Annotated in this window: 19 protein-coding genes; 3 read left to right on the top strand and 16 right to left on the bottom strand. The window is 36.1% G+C overall.

Annotated features, from left to right (window positions below; genetic code table 11):
- Nucleotides 1–171 precede the first annotated feature (171 nt).
- From U0M88_RS03325 to U0M88_RS03295, 7 genes are read right to left on the bottom strand one after another with little or no spacing between them, the layout of a single operon-like run.
- Entirely contained in the window at nt 172–837 is a 666-nt protein-coding gene (locus U0M88_RS03325) for a class II aldolase/adducin family protein (RefSeq protein ID WP_331868902.1), read from the bottom strand.
- A gap of 2 nt (nt 838–839) precedes the next feature.
- A complete protein-coding gene (locus U0M88_RS03320) occupies nt 840–2,903 on the bottom strand; it encodes a BglG family transcription antiterminator (RefSeq protein WP_331868901.1) in 2,064 nt (687 codons plus the stop codon).
- A gap of 15 nt (nt 2,904–2,918) precedes the next feature.
- Entirely contained in the window at nt 2,919–3,914 is a 996-nt protein-coding gene (locus U0M88_RS03315; protein ID WP_331868900.1) for a dihydroxyacetone kinase subunit DhaK, read from the bottom strand.
- Between the two features lie 10 nt (nt 3,915–3,924).
- Complete coding sequence (gene dhaL / locus U0M88_RS03310; protein WP_331868899.1) at nt 3,925–4,560, bottom strand: dihydroxyacetone kinase subunit DhaL; 636 nt, start codon at nt 4,558–4,560, stop codon at nt 3,925–3,927.
- Nucleotide 4,561: 1 nt separating this feature from the next.
- Entirely contained in the window at nt 4,562–5,920 is a 1,359-nt protein-coding gene (locus tag U0M88_RS03305; RefSeq protein ID WP_331868898.1) for a PTS galactitol transporter subunit IIC, read from the bottom strand.
- Nucleotides 5,921–5,934: 14 nt separating this feature from the next.
- Nucleotides 5,935–6,219 carry a PTS sugar transporter subunit IIB gene (locus U0M88_RS03300; protein WP_331868897.1) on the bottom strand — a complete coding sequence of 95 codons (285 nt, stop codon included), beginning with the start codon at nt 6,217–6,219 and terminating at the stop codon, nt 5,935–5,937.
- 18 nt (nt 6,220–6,237) lie between these two features.
- A complete protein-coding gene (locus U0M88_RS03295) occupies nt 6,238–6,714 on the bottom strand; it encodes a PTS sugar transporter subunit IIA (RefSeq protein ID WP_331868896.1) in 477 nt (158 codons plus the stop codon).
- 189 nt (nt 6,715–6,903) lie between these two features.
- Between U0M88_RS03295 and U0M88_RS03290 the strand changes: the two genes are divergently transcribed.
- Complete coding sequence (locus U0M88_RS03290) at nt 6,904–7,686, top strand: Cof-type HAD-IIB family hydrolase (RefSeq protein WP_331868895.1); 783 nt, start codon at nt 6,904–6,906, stop codon at nt 7,684–7,686.
- On the opposite strand, the gene rho is transcribed toward U0M88_RS03290, so the two are convergent.
- The gene (gene rho, locus U0M88_RS03285; RefSeq protein ID WP_331868894.1) at nt 7,676–8,809 is read right to left on the bottom strand and encodes a transcription termination factor Rho; all 1,134 of its coding nucleotides are present in this window, start codon (nt 8,807–8,809) and stop codon (nt 7,676–7,678) included. The genes U0M88_RS03290 and rho overlap by 11 nt on opposite strands.
- Before the next feature lie 73 nt (nt 8,810–8,882).
- Between rho and U0M88_RS03280 the strand changes: the two genes are divergently transcribed.
- Complete coding sequence (locus tag U0M88_RS03280; RefSeq protein ID WP_331868893.1) at nt 8,883–10,103, top strand: serine hydrolase; 1,221 nt, start codon at nt 8,883–8,885, stop codon at nt 10,101–10,103.
- 9 nt (nt 10,104–10,112) lie between these two features.
- Here the strand turns inward: U0M88_RS03280 and U0M88_RS03275 are convergent, their stop codons facing one another.
- Genes U0M88_RS03275 through U0M88_RS03240 form a run of 8 tightly spaced genes read right to left on the bottom strand, consistent with a single transcriptional unit; the run spans nt 10,113 to nt 18,200 of the window.
- Complete coding sequence (locus tag U0M88_RS03275) at nt 10,113–11,726, bottom strand: sensor histidine kinase (protein ID WP_331868892.1); 1,614 nt, start codon at nt 11,724–11,726, stop codon at nt 10,113–10,115.
- A complete protein-coding gene (locus U0M88_RS03270; RefSeq protein ID WP_117447107.1) occupies nt 11,689–12,393 on the bottom strand; it encodes a response regulator transcription factor in 705 nt (234 codons plus the stop codon). The genes U0M88_RS03275 and U0M88_RS03270 overlap by 38 nt, the downstream gene beginning before the upstream one ends.
- Nucleotides 12,394–12,445: 52 nt before the next feature.
- Nucleotides 12,446–12,757, bottom strand: a complete 312-nt coding sequence (acpS, locus tag U0M88_RS03265; protein ID WP_168966734.1) for a holo-ACP synthase — start codon at nt 12,755–12,757, stop codon at nt 12,446–12,448.
- Nucleotides 12,754–13,716: a hypothetical protein gene (locus U0M88_RS03260; protein WP_168966736.1), complete on the bottom strand. Its 963-nt coding sequence runs from the start codon at nt 13,714–13,716 to the stop codon at nt 12,754–12,756. Before U0M88_RS03260 ends, acpS begins: the two co-directional genes overlap by 4 nt.
- Nucleotides 13,717–13,731: 15 nt before the next feature.
- Nucleotides 13,732–15,273: an MBOAT family O-acyltransferase gene (locus U0M88_RS03255; protein WP_331868891.1), complete on the bottom strand. Its 1,542-nt coding sequence runs from the start codon at nt 15,271–15,273 to the stop codon at nt 13,732–13,734.
- A gap of 2 nt (nt 15,274–15,275) precedes the next feature.
- On the bottom strand, nt 15,276–15,503 hold the full coding sequence (locus U0M88_RS03250; protein WP_168966738.1) for a phosphopantetheine-binding protein: 228 nt from the start codon (nt 15,501–15,503) through the stop codon (nt 15,276–15,278).
- A gap of 13 nt (nt 15,504–15,516) precedes the next feature.
- Complete coding sequence (locus U0M88_RS03245) at nt 15,517–16,686, bottom strand: diaminopimelate decarboxylase family protein (protein WP_331868890.1); 1,170 nt, start codon at nt 16,684–16,686, stop codon at nt 15,517–15,519.
- Nucleotides 16,683–18,200, bottom strand: coding sequence for an amino acid adenylation domain-containing protein (locus tag U0M88_RS03240; RefSeq protein ID WP_331868889.1), 1,518 nt, complete (start codon nt 18,198–18,200; stop codon nt 16,683–16,685). Before U0M88_RS03240 ends, U0M88_RS03245 begins: the two co-directional genes overlap by 4 nt.
- 154 nt (nt 18,201–18,354) lie before the next feature.
- Here U0M88_RS03240 and U0M88_RS03235 point away from each other — a divergent pair.
- Nucleotides 18,355–19,011: IS1/IS1595 family N-terminal zinc-binding domain-containing protein (locus U0M88_RS03235; protein ID WP_442902229.1), on the top strand; the 657-nt coding region annotated here is incomplete at its 3' end.

The following is a 19,011-nucleotide window of genomic DNA, read 5'->3' as shown; positions in this document are numbered from 1 at the left end:
GTATCATCTTCTTTTTAGAGAAGAACAATGTTGATTATGATCCTAAGAAAATGAGGTAGCCATTTTCTTATAGACCATAATTTTTTCAATCGACCTTTTGTTAGGTCTTTTTGTCATGTCTTTTTAAAATTTTTGATTTTTCACTTGATTTCTAATAGTTAATCTCCTTAATTATTTTAAAAACTTAATTTCTTTTGGATACTCCCATTTTTGAAGTTCTTCCTGTGCAAAGAATTCCGGTTCTTTACCGCTATTAATCGTAAGTGCATTGAAATATAGTTGAGCCAATTCTTCAACATAAGAAGCTTTTAAATATGCTTCATATACATTATTACTATCAAAAGCAACTACTCCATGTTTTTCCATTAAAAAGCATTCTGCTTCTTTACATGGTTCAATAACACTATCAGCCAAAGCTGGTGTACCAGGTCTTCCATATTCAGCTACTGGAACTCTTGCCTTTGTTAAACCTAAGTTGGCTACTTCATAGACAATTGCAGGAATTGGTTTACGTAATACTGCAAAACTCGTTGCATACATAGAGTGTGTATGTGCAATTGCCAGAGCATCAGGACGAGTTTCGTAAATTTTTAGATGCATTAAAGATTCACTTGTTGGTTTTAGCCCAGATAAATTCTCAATTACATTGGCATTCATATCCATTACGATCATGTCTCTTGGAGTAAGTACTTCTCTATCCATTCCTGTAGGAGTTATCACAACATATCCAGTTTCTTTATCTCTTGCGGAAAAATTACCGGATTTATGTTTACACAATCCATCCCTTTGAGCTCTTTTTGCAATCTCACATACGTCTCTTTTCAATACTTCTAGCATAACTAATCCTCCTTCAATATCAATTCTCTAATGTCTTCTATATTTTTACTGTTGTGAAATTTATCAGAAAGTTTTTCATTTTCTGTTATATCAATTAATCTATACAGGGCTGAAAGGTGTTCCTTATAATCCTTTGTTGCCAAAATGATTAAAATATCACCACTCATATTTTCATGAAACACTATAGGTTTTGAGCTTTTTAGCATACTCATACCTAAATGATTTACACCATCTTCAATCCCTGCATGTGCAATAATCACATTTTTCGCAATATTCCAAAACGGCTTTTCCGTCTTTACTTCTTCAATTATTCGATCTACATATCTTCTTTCTATATAGCCTTGATTAAATAATGGCTTAGATGCCATCTCAATAGCATCCATCCAATTTAAATTTTCATCTGTAAAAATGATTGTTTCTTCAGTTAGCAAATCGGAAAGTTCTATATTTTTTTGATTTATCATGGAAATACTTGCAGATGCTCCCAATCTATCATCAAAATAATGATTTAATGCTGTCTCTAATCCTTTTTGATCCGATACATCAGCATATCTGTCGATAATATCCATCAATAAATTTATTTTGATTTTAGAAGGGCTACTCTCTCTGATTTGACTAAGTACTTTTGTTCTTAAATGTTCAATCTCTAAGCTATCCATAATGGGCCGTACTATAAATTGTGGTATCTCTGTTTTTAAAGGAATTGTCGTAAACACTAAATCATATTGCTCTGTATATTCCTCAAATCCTCTTAACGACATCGCATTAGAGAATTCAAATTCTGGAAAAGATTCTCTTAAATTTATAAAAAGATAGTTTGAAATAGAAACACCATTTGTACAAACAACGATAGCTTTCTTTTTACCTTCAATAGTTTCTAAAGCACCCTCTTTAGTCATCCAACCACCAAATATAATGGTTACATATGCTAATTCTTCATCAGATATTTTTTTGCCAATATATTCTTCCAAAGGCTTAATAGACTGTCTTGTTATTTCATGAAGATATGCATGTTGAGGAAGAATCATTTCCAATATGTTCGATTCAATATGATAGCCATACAACATCCTATAAATGGCAGGTTTACAATGCTGTATTAATAGCTCTCTCAGGCCAGAGAAATCAGAAAACTCATAATTAACTAGGCTTTCATAATTCTTCAATACTTGATTCACAATAGAAACAAGATCCTTTTCTAGTTCCAAAGATAAATCTGATATCATATTCGTGCTCGATGCTTGAAACAAAGAAACCATATACAGTCGATCATATGCATTCCCAATTTTATAATCTTCAAACACATCCATGACTACGCCATATTCATTAGTACCTGCTATGTGAAGATAACTTTCTGGCAAAACGTCTAAATGCCTATCTCTTTCTACTCTTCTAAGAACTAAATACAAAATATATGGTATTTCCCGTACTCGAACATCCGTATATTCTACTTCTAAATCTTTTTCAACTTTCATGACTCGTTCTTTAATATTGTTTAAATGTTGAACATCAATTTCAAGTACGTGTTGAAGAATTGATTCACCTTGTACATTTTTAAGAACATTTCGAACAATTTTTATCAAAAGTCGTCTTTTTTCAAATTCTTTTCCAGAAATTGCATAACCACTATTTCGGTTATATAAAATCTTTAAATCATTTTGTTCGTCCCAATATTTTTGAATCTTTTTTATATCTTTTAATATTGTATTCTTACTGACCTGTAAACTACTAACAAAATTATAAATGCCAAGTTCTCTACTATGATTCAACAAAATGAGGACAATTAAGTTTTGTCGATCTAATTCACTATAGACAAATTGAGATTGATTTATTTCAACCGATGAAGTTTTAAAATAACTAACAACAGAATTAGGAACAATAAAGCGTCCCGTCTTCAATCTCTCAATTTTGGGATATCCAAATTCTGCTAAATAATAATTTACTTTTTCTAGGGAATAACTGATTTGTTTTCTGGATAGCTTAAATTCCTCTTGAAGCTGGTTTCCACTGGTATTAGGATTATCCACAATATATTGTAGTAATGCTAAAGCTCTTTCATCCAATACCATGTAAACCACTCCTTTTTATATTACTAATCCAGTTGTCTTTACAGGAACCTTCAAGAGTTCCTTCATTTGATCATCAAATTTAGTAATTGTTACCCCAATTCCATTCATTTCTAGCGAGGTGACATAATTACCTACAAATGCTTTAATGATTTTAATATTTTTACTATTTAAGTAATCAGATATACTGTCAAACAATACATATTGTTCCATTATAGGTGTTGCTCCCATGCCCGAGACCATAACAACAACTTCATCATCTTCATTTAGTTCTAAATCATTTTCTAGTAAGCCTGCCATATGAAAAGCAATATCCTTGGAAGATTGCATTTTTTCTATTTTAATGCCTGGCTCACCGTGATGACCAATACCATATTCAATTGTTCCATCTTCAATCACAAAGTTTGAATGTCCTACAGATGGAATTGAACAAGCAGAAAGTCCAACACACATACTTCGAGTAGCGTCTACTGTTTTTTGAGCTATATCAATAACCTCATCCAGACTTGCACCTTGACTTGCTAAAGCTCCTGCCATTTTCCAAACCAATGCATTCCCTGCAATACCATGCCTGTTTGATTCTTGTCCTTTTGGCGAACTTGCAATATCATCTGTAGCAACTACACATTTTACAATGATACCTTGCATAGCTGCCATTTGAACAGCCATTTTGACATTCATGTTATCGCCTGCATAATTCCCAAACAAACAGACGACACCGGCTCCAGTATCCGCTTCTTTAAAGGCTTGTAAAAAAGCTGTTGCAGGAGGTGAAGAAAAAATTTCGCCTACAGCGACTGCATCTAACATGTTTTTGCCAATATATCCTAAAAAGCATGGCTCGTGTCCACTTCCTCCGCCACTGACTAGTCCAACTTTTCCTTCAATTTTATTGTTTGTAACAACTACATGATCATTATCTTCACTAATATGAACAAGATCTTGATGAGCTTTTACATAGCCCTTTAACATATCATCTACTATTAAGTCGGGATCATTATAAAATCTTTGCATAAGTTCCTTTCTAGCTTAGCTTAATAGCTGTATCACAAAAAGCTTCTAACAATAAATAACAAGAAGTAGCACCAGCATCTTGATGTCCCCTTGATTTTTCACCTAATCGAGAAGCTCTACCTATTTTAGCGACTAAATCTTTTGTGCTTTCCATCCCCTTACGGGCAGCACTTTTGCATGCTATCAAAGCAGATTTAACATCATGATTCAAATTATAATCATTTTGTAACGCATTAATTGCTGGATCCATGACATCTACAAGCGTTTTATCTCCTGGCTTAGCCGTAGATATGTTTTGTAAATTTTGATACCCTTGCACTAACATCGCTACAATGTCATCATCTTCAATAGTTTTCTTATCATGAATAGCCCTCTGCATCCCTAAAAAAATAGACCCATACAAAGGCCCCATAGAGCCCCCAATTTTATCCATTAAAGACATCGTCAAAATTTCGAGTCCTTTGGATAAATCATAATCTACAGTATCCAATTCATTTCTAGCAATACTGACACCTTTATTCATATTGATGCCATGATCACCATCACCGATAGCACCATCTATATCACTCAAATATTGTTTATTATTTTGTATAGTTTGGATTAAAGCATCTACAATGAAATGCCCATCCATATTGGTAAATGACATTTTACTCCTCTTTTCCTTCTACATTGGCATTTTCTTTTGATAATGCGCGATAATAGAAAACGAAGCAAACTAACCAAACAATTAATACAATTAGAGGAATAAAGTTTCCTGTAATTAGATCAAATACTTGCGAGAAAGCATATGTAAATACTGGGCCATCAATACTTGAGCAAGAAATTAATTCACCCGCTTTTAAAGCCACTGCTCCGGTTGTATTTGCTAAATCTGTAATGAATGGTGCAAATGCTGTTCCGACCCATAAGAATGCAGGAACGCCTAATGTACAAAGAATTAACATTCTTGGTAGATTTCCTTTTGTAACTAAATAAGCAGGTACTGCTACTGCAATGTTAATAATTCCGGCAAATGGAAGAATTTTATTTCCTGGCAAAATCATTGAGCATAATAATGTAACTGGTACACTCCAAATTACAGCAAGCCAAATTTCATTGGATCCACCCAAGAATGGCCAATCTAATCCTACAAGTAATTGACGCCCTTTGAATCGTTCATTCATATAATCACTAACAGCTTCACTAATTGGAGATAGTGCTGACATGAAGTATTTTGTAATAACAGGGAATAATGTTAATGCTGTAGCACATTTAATAGCTAATGTTAATGTTTCGTTCACTGGATATCCAGCTAGTAAGCCAAAAAGTACACCTAGAATGAATCCCAGAACATGATTTTCTGCAAAAATACCTACTTTATCTTTCAAAGCTGCTGCATCCATTTTCTTATTAAATACAGGAATCTTTTTTAATAAGCAATCAATTGGATACATTAAAGCTCCAAAAAAAACCATCTTATGAGTACAAGTCACGCCAGGAATACCAGATAATTCTTCGATACGTTTTTGATGAACATCAGCTGTTTTTAATTCAAAAATAATTTGAATAGCTGCTACTAAGAATGCTAAAGGAACACTATTTGTAATGGCTACAACACCTACAGCTGTAAAGATTTTCCCCCAAACGTTCCAAAGGTCTGCATTAAATGTATTTGTCTTTTTAAGAACCAACATAATGATATTAATTAAAATCATTAATGGGAACATCAAGAATGCATATGGCCATGACCAAGAAATTGTGGACATAGTAGTCCATCCACCATCAACAATTGGCAAAGAAATTCCAGTATGCTCTAGCATAGCTTGTGCAGCTGGTGTAATAGCCTCTGTCATAAAGCCAATTAGCATTGTCATACCAGTAAATGCAGCGCCTAATGTAATACCAGAAGAAATGGCATCTTTAACTTTCATTTTTACAATTAAACCAGCAATAATGATAATGATAGGAACAAAAATTGCAGCTCCTAAAGACAACAGGTAATTAATAACTGACGATAAAGCTTCCATGGTACTGCCTCCTATTATTTACTATTTTCAATTGCTCTGATAAGTCTATCTATCTCTTTATCTTGACCCATTCCAGTTAAAAATGCGATCCCGTTAATGACAGGAATGTCAAATTCTTTTGTTACCTTTGTAATAGCGATATAAGCAACCGCATCTTTCAAATAGCGATCTACAGATTTTAAATCAACAGCTTCTACTGTTGCATCAACATTTCGCTTTTGTAGCAATCTTCCAACTTTAGACGCAACTGTTTGACTAGTGGCAACACCACTTCCGCATGCGACAATAACTTTTTTCATTATAACTCTCCTCAATTTTTACAAATTATTAGACAAACCTTTCATCGAACGTACAATCTGAACATATTCTTTTTCTGTTTTTGCATTTTGAAGTTTATTCATTAATTCTTCATCTTGTACATTTTTCAATAAAAGTTGCAACAACTCTACATGCCCTTCTTCTCTTTTAAATCCCAACAAGAATACATATTTTACTTCTAAGAAATGCCCATTATTTGCCATTTCCTGCCATTGAATAGGATTTTTAAGTCTTACAGGGGCAATAAATTGCTTAACAATGTTTTCTGGATCCGAATGAGGAATTGCAATTGGTTTTGGAGTTGTAGGCAAAGCTGTCGGAAACAACGCTTCCCTTTTCTTTAATCCTTCTATAAAATTTTTGGTTGTATAACCCAATTCCAATGTTTTTTTACCTATCACCTCGAAAAACTCGTCAGGCGACTTTACATCTAAATCCAATACACATAGCTCATCCTGAATCATATCTTTATCCATCGCAATCCCCCAATTCTTCATATTGTAAATCGTGCACTGTTTACATTTTTAATTGTATACGTCAATGAGAAAAAGTCATTATGAATTGAGTACTAGAATTTACCATCCTTTTGCACAACACAGTGATAAGCAATTGTTGCCACAAAAAATGTACTTTGAGGTATTTAAAATTTTTTATATAGTACTTTTATGGATAAAAATAATTTAAAAGCTGCATTTTTTGATATAGATGGAACTTTATACGATTTAAAAAATAAGAAAATACATGGTTCTACTATTAAAATTATTCGTTCTATTCAAAATAAAGGGATTAAAGCGGCTATAGCAAGTAGCCGCCCATTAGAAACCATGACTATTCCTCATCTATGGGATATCGAATGGGATGGATTAATTACTTCAAACGGACAATTTATTTTTGAAAAAAATCAAAAGTTGATTCAAAAAAAGGTATTGTCATCGTATAAATTAAATCAGATTTTTAATATTGCTCACGATCACAATATACCTATTTATGCTGTTGGAAAATATGAATTCTTTACGCAAACCAATAAAATTGTTGACGAGTTCAAGCAACATTTTCATTTGAATACAAATAGGATAGAAAAATATAGTGGGCAAGAAATCTATCTTTTGACATTAATTAGTTCAGGAAATGTTATCCCTCTATTCTCAAACATTAAGGGAATTGAGATTTCTAGAAACGGACTATTAAATACAGATATTTTTGTAGAGAATTGTACTAAAGCAACTGGAATTTCGACTTTAATGAAAAAATGGGGATTTAATTCAAATGAATATTTGTGTTTTGGAGATTCTCCTAGTGATATTTCTATGATCAAACAAGCCAGTTTTGGAGTTGCCATGGGTAATTCAGATAAAAACACAAAAAAAGTGGCAGATTATATCTGCCCACCTTCTTATGAAAATGGTATCGCAAGAACTTTAAATACCCTATTTGATATTACTTTGTAGAAAGTATTTGTTGAACAAGCACTTCATTCGTTTTATATGTTGAAAACAAATTTAATACACTTTCTGTCGCCTCTTCTGTTGAAAGTCTGTTAATGGATTTACGAATTTTAGTCACAGCTTCCTGTTCTTCTTTTGACAATAACAGATCATCTCTTCGGGTTCCTGATTTTAAGATATCAATGGCCGGGAAAATACGGCGTTCGGAAATATTTCGATTTAAAACCAACTCCATATTCCCGGTTCCTTTAAACTCCTCATAAATCACATCATCCATTTTACTTCCGGTATCCACTAAAGCCGTCGCTAAAATGGTTAAGGATCCTCCTTCTTTTTCCCGTGTATTTCTGGCAGCACCAAAAAACTTTTTAGGAAAGTGAAGGCTGGCAGGATCCAAGCCTCCTGATAATGTCCTACCGCTAGTCTGTGAAGTAAGGTTATACGCTCTGGCAAGACGAGTAATGCTGTCTAACAAGACAACTACATCTTCTCCATGCTCCACCAGACGTTTCGCTCTTTCTAATACCATTTCCGCTACACGCGTATGGTGCTCCGGAAGTTCATCAAACGTTGAATATATGACATCCACTCGCTCCTGTGCTTTATGCTCTTTGATAAAATCCTTAAAATCAGTAACTTCTTCCGGCCGTTCATCGATTAGAAGAATGATCATCTTCACCGTTCTTGTTCTCTTTATGATCGAATTCGCAACACTCTTCAATAAAGTGGTTTTTCCAGCTTTAGGCGGTGATACAATAAGACCTCGCTGTCCTTTACCAATAGGTGCTAACAAATCGATGATACGCATCGCCAACCCACCATCCGGCGTTTCTAAATTAAACTTTTTATTCGCAAAAACAGGTGTCAATCTTTCGAAGCTCTTTCTTCGGAAAGCCTCTTCCACAGTATGGCCATTGATCAGATCCACACGCATCAATCCGCGATATCGTTCTGTTTCTTTTTTCTCTTTTGGCTCTCCTTCGATCACATCACCGGTACGAAGTCGCAATGATTTGATTTGTGAAGGTGAAACATATACATCGTTCTCCGTCGATAAATAATTATCTCCCCGCAAAAAGCCGAAACCATCTGGTAATACTTCTAAAATTCCTTTGACTTTTTCCATATAACCCTCTTTTCATTACAGTTTAAAAACTAGTCATTTTGCTTTATAATAACGTAAAAGGTGTGAATCGTCTATGCATTTGATGGCAAATTTAAATAAATCAACGAAGAAACTAATTCTTTTCTCCGGCCTGGTTATCTGTCTTTTCTTTTTTTTATGCATTTTTTTCATTTTTGATCAAACTCAAAAGACCGGATTTATCCAAGCCTCGCTCTTTGATTCCTCACATATAATCTACATTGATAAAAATCATGAGCAGCTTTACGGACCGCAGAAAATAGATAACGACTTTTATTATTTTAATGAGGATACAGGTTATATGCATACAGGCTTTTTAGAAACAGAAAACGGAACCTACTACTACGATGAAAACGGAAAAATGGTAACCGGTCTGCAAACGATCGATTCCGATCAATACTATTTTGATGAGAATGGATGTATGAAGGTTAGTTCCTTTCAAACCATTGAATCGGATATCTATTACTTTGATGAAAAGGGAAAAATGGTCACAGGGGACGTGACCATAAATGGTGTTACCTATGTTTTTGATGAAAACGGAAAACTACAACTAGATATTTCTTCTTTACAAACACAGATTCAATCGATCTTAAATACCTATCCGGGAAACAATGCCGTCTATTTTAAAGATCTGGATACTGATGATAGCTTTTTGATTCATGATCTGGATATGTATCCATGTTCCATCATCAAAATTTTTGTCATGGGCACTGTCTATGAACAAATTGATCAGGGGCATCTAAGCCTCGATGAATGCCACCCCTATTTAGAAGCCATGATCATAGATAGTGACAATACCTCCTACAACATCTTACTTCAAAAGTTAGGCAATGGTGATGGAGTTGTCGGTGCACATAAGGTCAATAGCTTTTGTGAAAAGCTGGGTCTTACGCGTACAGAGATTCATCATGGTCTTGTTCCCGGTGACGGCTACTTTTCCGACGGAAAGAATAATACGACTTGCCCGGAAGATGTTGCCAAATTTTTAGAGCTTCTCTATCGTTCTGATGTCGTATCGAAATCTTATTCTAAAGAGATGTTAGAACTCATAAAACGATGTGCCGATGATACCGGAATTGTCGCAGGACTTGCAGAAGGTACAGAATGTGCACATAAATCCGGTTGGGCAGATGCCTATTATTTAGATGGCGGCATCATTTATACCGAATATAAAGACTACATACTTGTCGTATTTTCAGATAGTTCCTACCAAAAACCCGCTCAGGAAATCAGCCAATATGTATTTTCTGCCATTCAAAGCTTATACACCAAATAAGCTAACCGGTCATTCATCCTGCGGCAGTTCGATACAAAACTCTGTAGAATAGCCATTTTGCGGCTTTTCCATGACCATAATCGTTCCATGATGCAAGGCTACAATCTTCTGTGCAATAGACATTCCTAATCCATTGGCATGCAAATCATGTCTGGATTCATCACCGGTCACAAAAGGTATAAAAATGTTTTTGCGAACCTCCTCTTTCATGCCTTTGCCATTATCTGCCAAAGTCCAGATAATTTTATGTTGTTTTTGTCGCAGCTTCACAAACACAATCGTTCCTGCCGGATTATGTCTTAGACTGTTTTCTACGATATTTTCAAGAACTCTATCAAACAGCTTGGTATCGATTCTTCCATAATAAGGCTGCTCAGGGATATCGATCTCCAATTCAAATTTTTTGGCCACGATTTCCGGGTACTTTTGCGCAAAGAACTGTTTGGTATATTCACAAACATCTGTTTTCTGCGTATGAAGCTGATACGATGGATGTTCGATCTTCATATAACCAAATAAAGAATCCACCAGATCATTGGCCATCAAAGAGCGTTTATGAATCGTTTGTAAGTATTTCTGTTCTTTTTCCTTTGGAACTTTATCTTCAAGTAAAGCTTCCGAAAAACCCCGAATCACTGTTAAAGGTGTTTTTAAATCGTGTGAAATTCCAGAAATCAAAGCATATTTCTCCTGCTGTGCCTGTTGTCTTTCCTTTTTAGTTTTTTCCAAGGTTTGAACTGTATATTGAAACTCTCTGGCGGTCTGACGCAGTTCTAAAGGAATCGCACCTTCATCAAAGCTTGTATTCGCATTTTCACGATATCGCACAATTGCCTTTTGAAACGGCAAAAAAGAACGTTTCACAACATATTTAAACAACAGAATCTGTACCAATACGATAAATAGAAAAATAGGAAAGGAATAAATCTGACGTTTTCCATTATCTTCTACAATTCGATGGTAGGCTGGTTCTGTCATTGTCGGCGATACAAACACCAGTACACGCTTTTCTCCGGCTGTATTGGAATAAGTATACTTTTCCACTTTCATCTTTTTATCATAAATTCCCTGTAGGAAGTTTAACTCTCTTTTATTCAGACTTTTGCGGTCTGAGAACAAATTTCCTTCTACGATTTCATATTGACTGTTCAATACACAGAGATCATAGATCGCATTCATAGAATCTTCTTCATCATAACCTTCCTGGCTGATAATGTATAAAGGCGTTTGGTCTTTGTTTATAATTTTGGATACATTAAAATATCGGTTTGTCGAAAAATCATTGATAAATTCCAGATCATCATAATAGATATTCTGCAGGATCTTTTCATCCGATGCATAGACAACACTTCTATTTTTCGCATCAAATACGATAAACGCACTGTGAGGAAATTGATGAATGGGAATTTCTTCGTATCGTTCTTGTTTTAATAATTCGGTATCTTCTACCACGCTCCATAAATCAGGGAAAGCATTCAACATTCTCTGTGTTTCCATGGATTCAAAAACAGCACGATAAATCAAAAGACTGGTCGTATAAATCAATAACAAAACAGCCAATAAGCCGGTTACGCTGTACCATTTTTTAAACATCTTCATCATCGAACCTGTATCCCAGCCCACGAACTGTCTTTATATATTTTGGCTTAGAAGGATCCTCTTCGATCTTAGAACGAATACGGGAAATATGAACCATGATGGTATCTTCATCCGCCTGACAAAAATCACGGCTGATGACTTGATACAGCTGCAGCTTGGTAAAGACACGTCCCGGTGCTTTCATCATGGCAACTAAAAGCTTGAGCTCATAGGCTGTCAAAGAGATTTCTTTTCCCGCTTTTTTTAAACACATTTTTTCCGGGTCATAAACCAGATCGCCTCGTTTCAAAAAGAAAGAACTCGGCTCCTGTCCTGAAGTCGAAAAACGATAGCTTCTTCGAATCATTGCCTTGACCTGAGCTACAAGTTCTAAAGCATCAAAGGGTTTTGTCATGTACATATCGGCACCGATCCCCAATCCCAACACTTTATCTTGATTCATACTTTTGGCCGATAAGATCAAAATCGGTATCTTAGAGACTTCTCGAATCTTGCGAATCGTTTCATACCCGTTGAGTTCCGGCATCATCAGATCAACGATCAAAAGATCGATGTCCATCTTTTCAAACAATTCCAAGGCTTCTTTGCCATTTTGTGCCAGTACGACCTGAAAATCATCGTTTTCCAAATACAGGGAAATGAGTTCAGCAATGTCCGCATCATCTTCGGCAATCATTATTTTATAAGGCATGATTTCCACCTCACTTTATTTTCTAATAGTATATCTCGATTTCTGATAAAAGCTATAGAAAAACTCGTAAAGCTACAGCCATGGCATATTCTTTTTCATGAGAAATGCTGATTTGTACATTCTCAATATTGCAGATTGGCCTTCCAATTTGATCATAGGTGATTTCTATATCTTTAAAATCGACAGGTTTATCCAATGTCTTAAAAACGGCTTCTTTTGCCGCAAAATGCCCCGCAAGAAATTCAATGGCGCGTTTTTCTTTCAAGGTTTGATATATTCGTTGTTCGTTTTCACTTAAGATTTTATGAGCTAATGAAGGTCGTATGCGTTGGATCTGTACGATATCACAACCAATGCGCATCATTTCCTATCCTCTATCGTTTTATTATAATTGACTAAAGAATCATTCCATGACTGATATTGTTCATCTTGACGATGATCCTCTAGATCATAATGTTTTTTCAAGTATTCTTCCATATATTTTGTGACCTTCATAGCCCCTTCGTAATTTAGATGATCGCCCTGGTCGCGCGTATCTTCTTTCCAGTCGATTGACAACGATTTTGTTTCTGTATTCAAATCCAAATACGGGATTTGGTTATCATCACAATAGGTTTGCACCGCATCATGACGTTTCCAGTTCCAATTTTTATAGCTTGGCGTGCTATAGATAAGAAGCTGACAGCCTTTTTCTTTACACATCTGCACGATGGAATCTAAAACCCATCGGTTGAGTACCGAAATACTTTCACCCTTTTTGTGATCATCCATGTAAGATTCTATCTTTTGCACCGGCTTAATTTCACGATTGATGCGAAACCCCTTTAAAATATTGTTGTAAGTATAATGTACATCCCCTGTCCAATCCTGTGCCTGAAGATTTTTCCACCGGTCATGATATTCAAACAAAGGGAATAGCTCTTTTATTTTCTCGACAGCAGGATCGGTCGCCAAAAAATCCCGGAAGAATGTATCTGCTTCTAAAACAACAAGCTTTGGCGATTGATTTTGCAGTGTTCTTTCCAACAAACTTTTTGTGTAATACAAAGGTTGTGCCGGTGTCGAACACAAATAACTGGTAAATCCTTCTTTTTCATACATCGCCATAGGTGAGATGGAAGAATATACCAAACTATCTCCTAAAAATAATACATCGATTGAATCTTTACGTTCGCTTAAGATACCATTAGCCGAAACATCTTTCATGCCAAATTGATCCAAATTGTCTTTTGGTTCAACAATGCGGGAACCATACCATACCAGCGTAAAAAAGATCAAAAAGAAAAGAAAGATACGGCCGATTCTATTCCATTTTTCTGACATAGCTGTACTCCTTCCTTAGTAGCTTGCATACATAGGATCCACCGGAACATACCCTGTTCCATAAGCACCAAACAGGATCACCGCAAAAATCAAAGTATAGTAAAGTGTCCAGCGAAAAACAATGGGACCGGAAGCCACTTTTTTACGAATCTGTACATTCTTTTCTTTACATACACTGATCACAAATACGATCAATACAGAAACACAAACCAATAGAATATCCTGCATATCAATGTGTAATGTTGCGAGCATTTGGGCATTCAAAGATTCAAATTGAAAATCAACGAACATCTTTTTAATCATTGCCAGCGCAATACGAAGTCCATCGGCTCGGAAGATCAATTCACCGATACATACCAAAATCGTTGTTCGAATCATAGCCAAATATCGCAAAAATCCATGATTAAACTGCAGATGATACTTTCGCAGCAGCGGAAGCATTAAATTTCCCATCAAAATAAAGAAAAAGTGATACAGCCCAAAAAAGATAAAGTGCCAGCCTGAGCCATGCCATAATCCATTACAGATCCAGACCGCAAACAATGCGATGGAACCGGCTACCAAAGGTGCATAGTAATACCCTAATTTTTTCTTTGTCTTCCGTGTTATTTTTTTAGCCATTTTAGACATGGAAACCGGATAAAACACATAGTCTTTAAACCATGTCCCCAAGGTAATGTGCCAGCGCTGCCAGAATTCGGCAATACTTTTGGAAAAGAATGGCTGTCTGAAATTTTCCGGTAGATGAACACCGAAGATTTCTGCCGTACCGATCACAACATCCATGGTTCCCGAGAAATCCATATAGAGTTGAAGCGTATAGGTCACCATCGCAATACATACCATACCACCACTGTAATTTTGATAATTGGTGAACAATTCATTGACCATTGGATTCAATCGATCGGCAATCACCAGCTTTTTAAAAACGCCCCACAAGATTCGCTGTGTGCCAAATGTTAAGGATGAATACGATATTGATTTCCCTTCCCATAAAGAATAGGCTGTCTGTTCATAGCGACAAATCGGTCCTTCCATGATCGTAGGAAAGAAAACCAGAAACAATAATAAACGAAGTGGATTGTGATCCGCTGTGATCTTTTGTCGATATACATCCACGCAATACGATACAGCCTGCAGGCTGTAAAAAGATATTCCGATTGGCAATCCTATTTTCGGTACCTGTATCAATATCGGGATGTTAAGCCATACAAAAAGCGAGTTGATATTCCCTAAAAGGAATCCCGTATACTTACAAAGCACAAGAATTCCAATGTGCATACAAATCGCAAAAACTAAAACACCTCTTTTTTTCTTTTGCGCTTCTTTATGCGAACTGCATTGAAGATCGATATTTTCCATCCATAATCCAAAATAATGGATCATAAAGCCGGATAGAATAACAAATAAAATCAAGCTGCCACTTATGGACCAGAAAAAAATCAAACTGGCAACCAATAAAACGATCCACCTTTTCCTTGCCGGAAACAATTGATAGACAAACATTGTCACCGGCAAAAAGAAAAAGGCAAACATCACTGTGAAATAAGATTCCAATCCTATTCCTCCTCAAGCAAACGATCGACCATGGCTTTCATCCGTTTGACTGAATTAAAATTATCCGGTGTGATCTCAACTGCCGGAATCATCAGATCGAAGGCATCTTCCAATTCCGCAACCAACGATAAGATGGCTAATGAATCCAGCAAATGTCCATCGATCAAATCCTCTCTTGTGCAATCCAGATCCGGTTGGATCTCCTGTAAAATCTCCATAATTGTTTCCATGTTTTTAGCTCCTTTACTTTAGTTTTGGTGCATTGAGCGAAACAACGCTCGTATGATCGCGCACCATCAATTCTTCTTTTTCATTCACGATGACTACGGCCGGTAAATCTCTTGTCAAGAATAATGACATGCCCTCCGTGGGACAGTAAGCTCCTGTATTTTCAAACACAAAAAGATCTCCTATCTGCGGTTTAGGCAGACGCACCTGTTTCATCAAGATATCGTTGATCGTACATAAGGCACCACATATATTCCAGTTTTCTTCCGGCTGATCCTTTTGATTCAGAAAGCGAAAAGGTGGTTGCTTCATCGCCATGCCCTGCCCATAATAGACAAGATGATGAATGCCGCCATCAACCAGCGCATAATTTTGATTTCGATTCGTTTTGGTATCGACTACCTGTGTCACGTAAAAACCACAGCTTGCCGCAATGCTTCTTCCCAGTTCTAATACGATCTTTAAGTTTCCAAACCGTTTGATAGCTTCAGAAAAGAACTGAAGATGTTCATTCTCTTCAAACTTCATGGAAGAGAAATAATCAACCGGAAAGCCCGGACCATATTCTAATAATTCCGGTTCAAAATCCATCTCTTTTAACTCTGCCAATAATTCTTCCAACAGATCCAATTCTTTCAATACGCGTTTTTGTGAATATTTCTGTGTTCCTGAAAAGTATTGAATACCCAATACATGTAAACGAGAGGATCGGCAACGAACCAGAATTTCTTCTAATACATCTTTATCCAAGCCAAACTGATTGCCGCTGGTCAATCGTAAAAGTACCGACACATCTCTTTGATAAATATCCGCCAGTTCCTGTATCAACTTATACTGTTCAAAAGATTCAATTGTCATAATAGGAAGTTCTTCTTTATCAATAAAGATTTCTTCGATATCCTCTTTATTTTTATAAACTCCGGATAATACGATCTGTCGGTTGGATATCTGCAATTTCTTACAAATATGAAATTCACCGGGCGAACAAATTTCAAAATGAGTTACTTTTTTCTCCAAAAGTTTTAATATAAAGGAATTTGCCTTTGCCGCATAGCACAGTTCGACATTTTCCGGCAGTGATGCTTTTAGATAGTTCACTCTTTTGCTTAATACATCCGCATCAAAGCCATAAAATGGTGTTCCGTATTTCGATACCAGTTTCCAAACTCTTTCTTCCTGTATCATCTTCTTTTTCCTTTCGTCAGTTCAAATAATGCTTTTCGATCCGTCTTTCCATTCTTTGTCAAAGGCATAGACTCAACAGGAAACAGACGAGTAGGCACCATGTAAGCCGGTAAATCCTTTTTTAAACAAGTCACAAAATCTTCCTTGGAAAGCGTACCGGTATAAAATCCATACAAGCGATGTTTCACATCGTCAAAAAGACAGATACACTGTTCAACTCCCTCTATGCGAAGTGCTCTTTTTTCAATTTCTTCCAATTCAATTCGATGTCCCAAATATTTGATCTGATAATCCTTTCGACCTTTAAAATAATATTCACCGGATTCATCTCGATATGCCAGATCACCGGTACGATAAATTCTTTCCTCATAGGCCTTTTGAAGTGGATTGGAGGTAAAGTGAGCCTGTGTTTGTACTTCATTTCGATAATACCCCAACGCTAAGCCTCTTCCTTTTACACACAGTTCTCCGGTCTGATTTGGTTCTATAATTTCATGATCTTGCTCATCCAATAAAAACACACCTTTGTTTTCAAAAGCCTGTCCGATGGGAATTCCCTGCTCATAGGTACGCTCTGGATCTAAAATATGATATGTGCAGTTGCAGGTAATCTCCGTAGGTCCATACAAGTTTACAAATAGTGCATCGGGCAAAGCATTCTTCCATGATTGATAATGTTTTAGCGGCATGACCTCTCCACTAAACAGGATCTTTCGTACCGTATCAGGAATTTTATAATCCAAACCATGAAAAGCGCAGATCAGACTTAAAGCCGATACTGCCCATACCATCGTTGTGACTTCTTTATCACAAAGATAATCGATCAAAGCGGTTGGCTTAGAAAAATAAGTTCTTGGTATGATGACCAAAGTAGCACCGGCATATAGACAGGAATAAATATCTTTTACAGATACATCAAAGTCAAAAGGTGCCTGATTTCCAAAACGCTCATCTTCCTGTATCGAAAACGTCTTAACAAAGGACTCGATAAAATCAATCACCGATCCATGCGAAATCAATACGCCTTTAGGAACACCGGTAGAGCCGGAAGTAAAATTTACATATAAAGGATCCGTATCGATCGTATTCTGTATCAACTTCTGAATCGAAGATTCCTCTACATCAGTAGAAAGAATCGTTTCTAAGACAACAATCTTGGCCCCTTTAAAAATGAGTTTTGCCTTTTCTTCATAGGAAGCTATTGTCAATACGATCCTTGCCTGCAATACACTTTGTATCTGCTCTAAACGAGATTCCGGAAATTCCGGGTTCAACAAAGAATAAAAGTTTTGTGCATAGGCACTTCCAAAGAAAGCGTATAATGCCATAATACCTTTATCCATAAATACAATAACCGGTTCCTGTTGTATAAAATTCTGTATCAAATAACTTGCGACAGCTTTCGAAGACCTTTGCAGCTGTAGATAGGTACAACTTTTTTCCTCTTCAATCACTGCAATCTTATTCGGAACTTGTTTGGCCGATTTTTCCAACATCAACAAAACATGGTTCATTCAATCACCCCTTTGTATCATCATATAGGTGGTTTCTTTACAGATACTGTAGAAAATATTAATTTTTCTCGCTAAATTCAACTAAAAAGTTGATGATTCAACATGAATAGCGTCAGATTCAGGGATATTCTTTGATATATAAAGGAGATTCCCTATGATCAACGAAACATTCTTGAACCATCTAAAACCAGTAGAACTCGAATTCATTCAAGCCTTCATTTATAAACTGACAAGCGACAAAATAACTCTGGATACAACAAATTCAGAAAATATTGAATCTACTGTGTCCCGTTGTCCGCACTGTGGATCTTTTCATTTTGTGAAAAATGGATTTAACAAAAAACACAGGCAAAAGTATCTTTGCAGAAATTGCGGAAAAATATTCAGTGATACAACAAATACCATTTTTTCTCATACAAGAAGCCATTATCATACATGGACCACCTTTATTGCCTGCGAACTCAATCAGATGACACTGGAACAGGAGGTTGTGGCTACAGGAAAAAGTAAAACGACCTGTTTTCATATGCGTCATAAACTTTATGCAGCGATTGGAGCCCATATCCGGAATACTCCTTTAAAAGGAATCGTTAAGATTGACAGTACATTTACCGGTATCAATCTGAAAGGTATGAAAGCTAAGAATATGCCCCGGATAAGTAAGGTCCGCGGCAAATCAAAAACAGATACGAACCGCAAACATAAGCGGGGAATCAACAGTCACAAGGTTTGTATTGTGACTGCCATAGATGAATGGGATACCATGTTGTTTGAAATAGCCGGTAACGGAGCAGAAAGCACGGAAAAATAT

The organism is Faecalicoccus sp. (assembly GCF_036552745.1).
In the GTDB taxonomy this organism is placed as follows: domain Bacteria; phylum Bacillota_I; class Bacilli_A; order Erysipelotrichales; family Erysipelotrichaceae; genus Faecalicoccus.
This window is presented reverse-complemented; position numbering and strand designations above follow the sequence as displayed.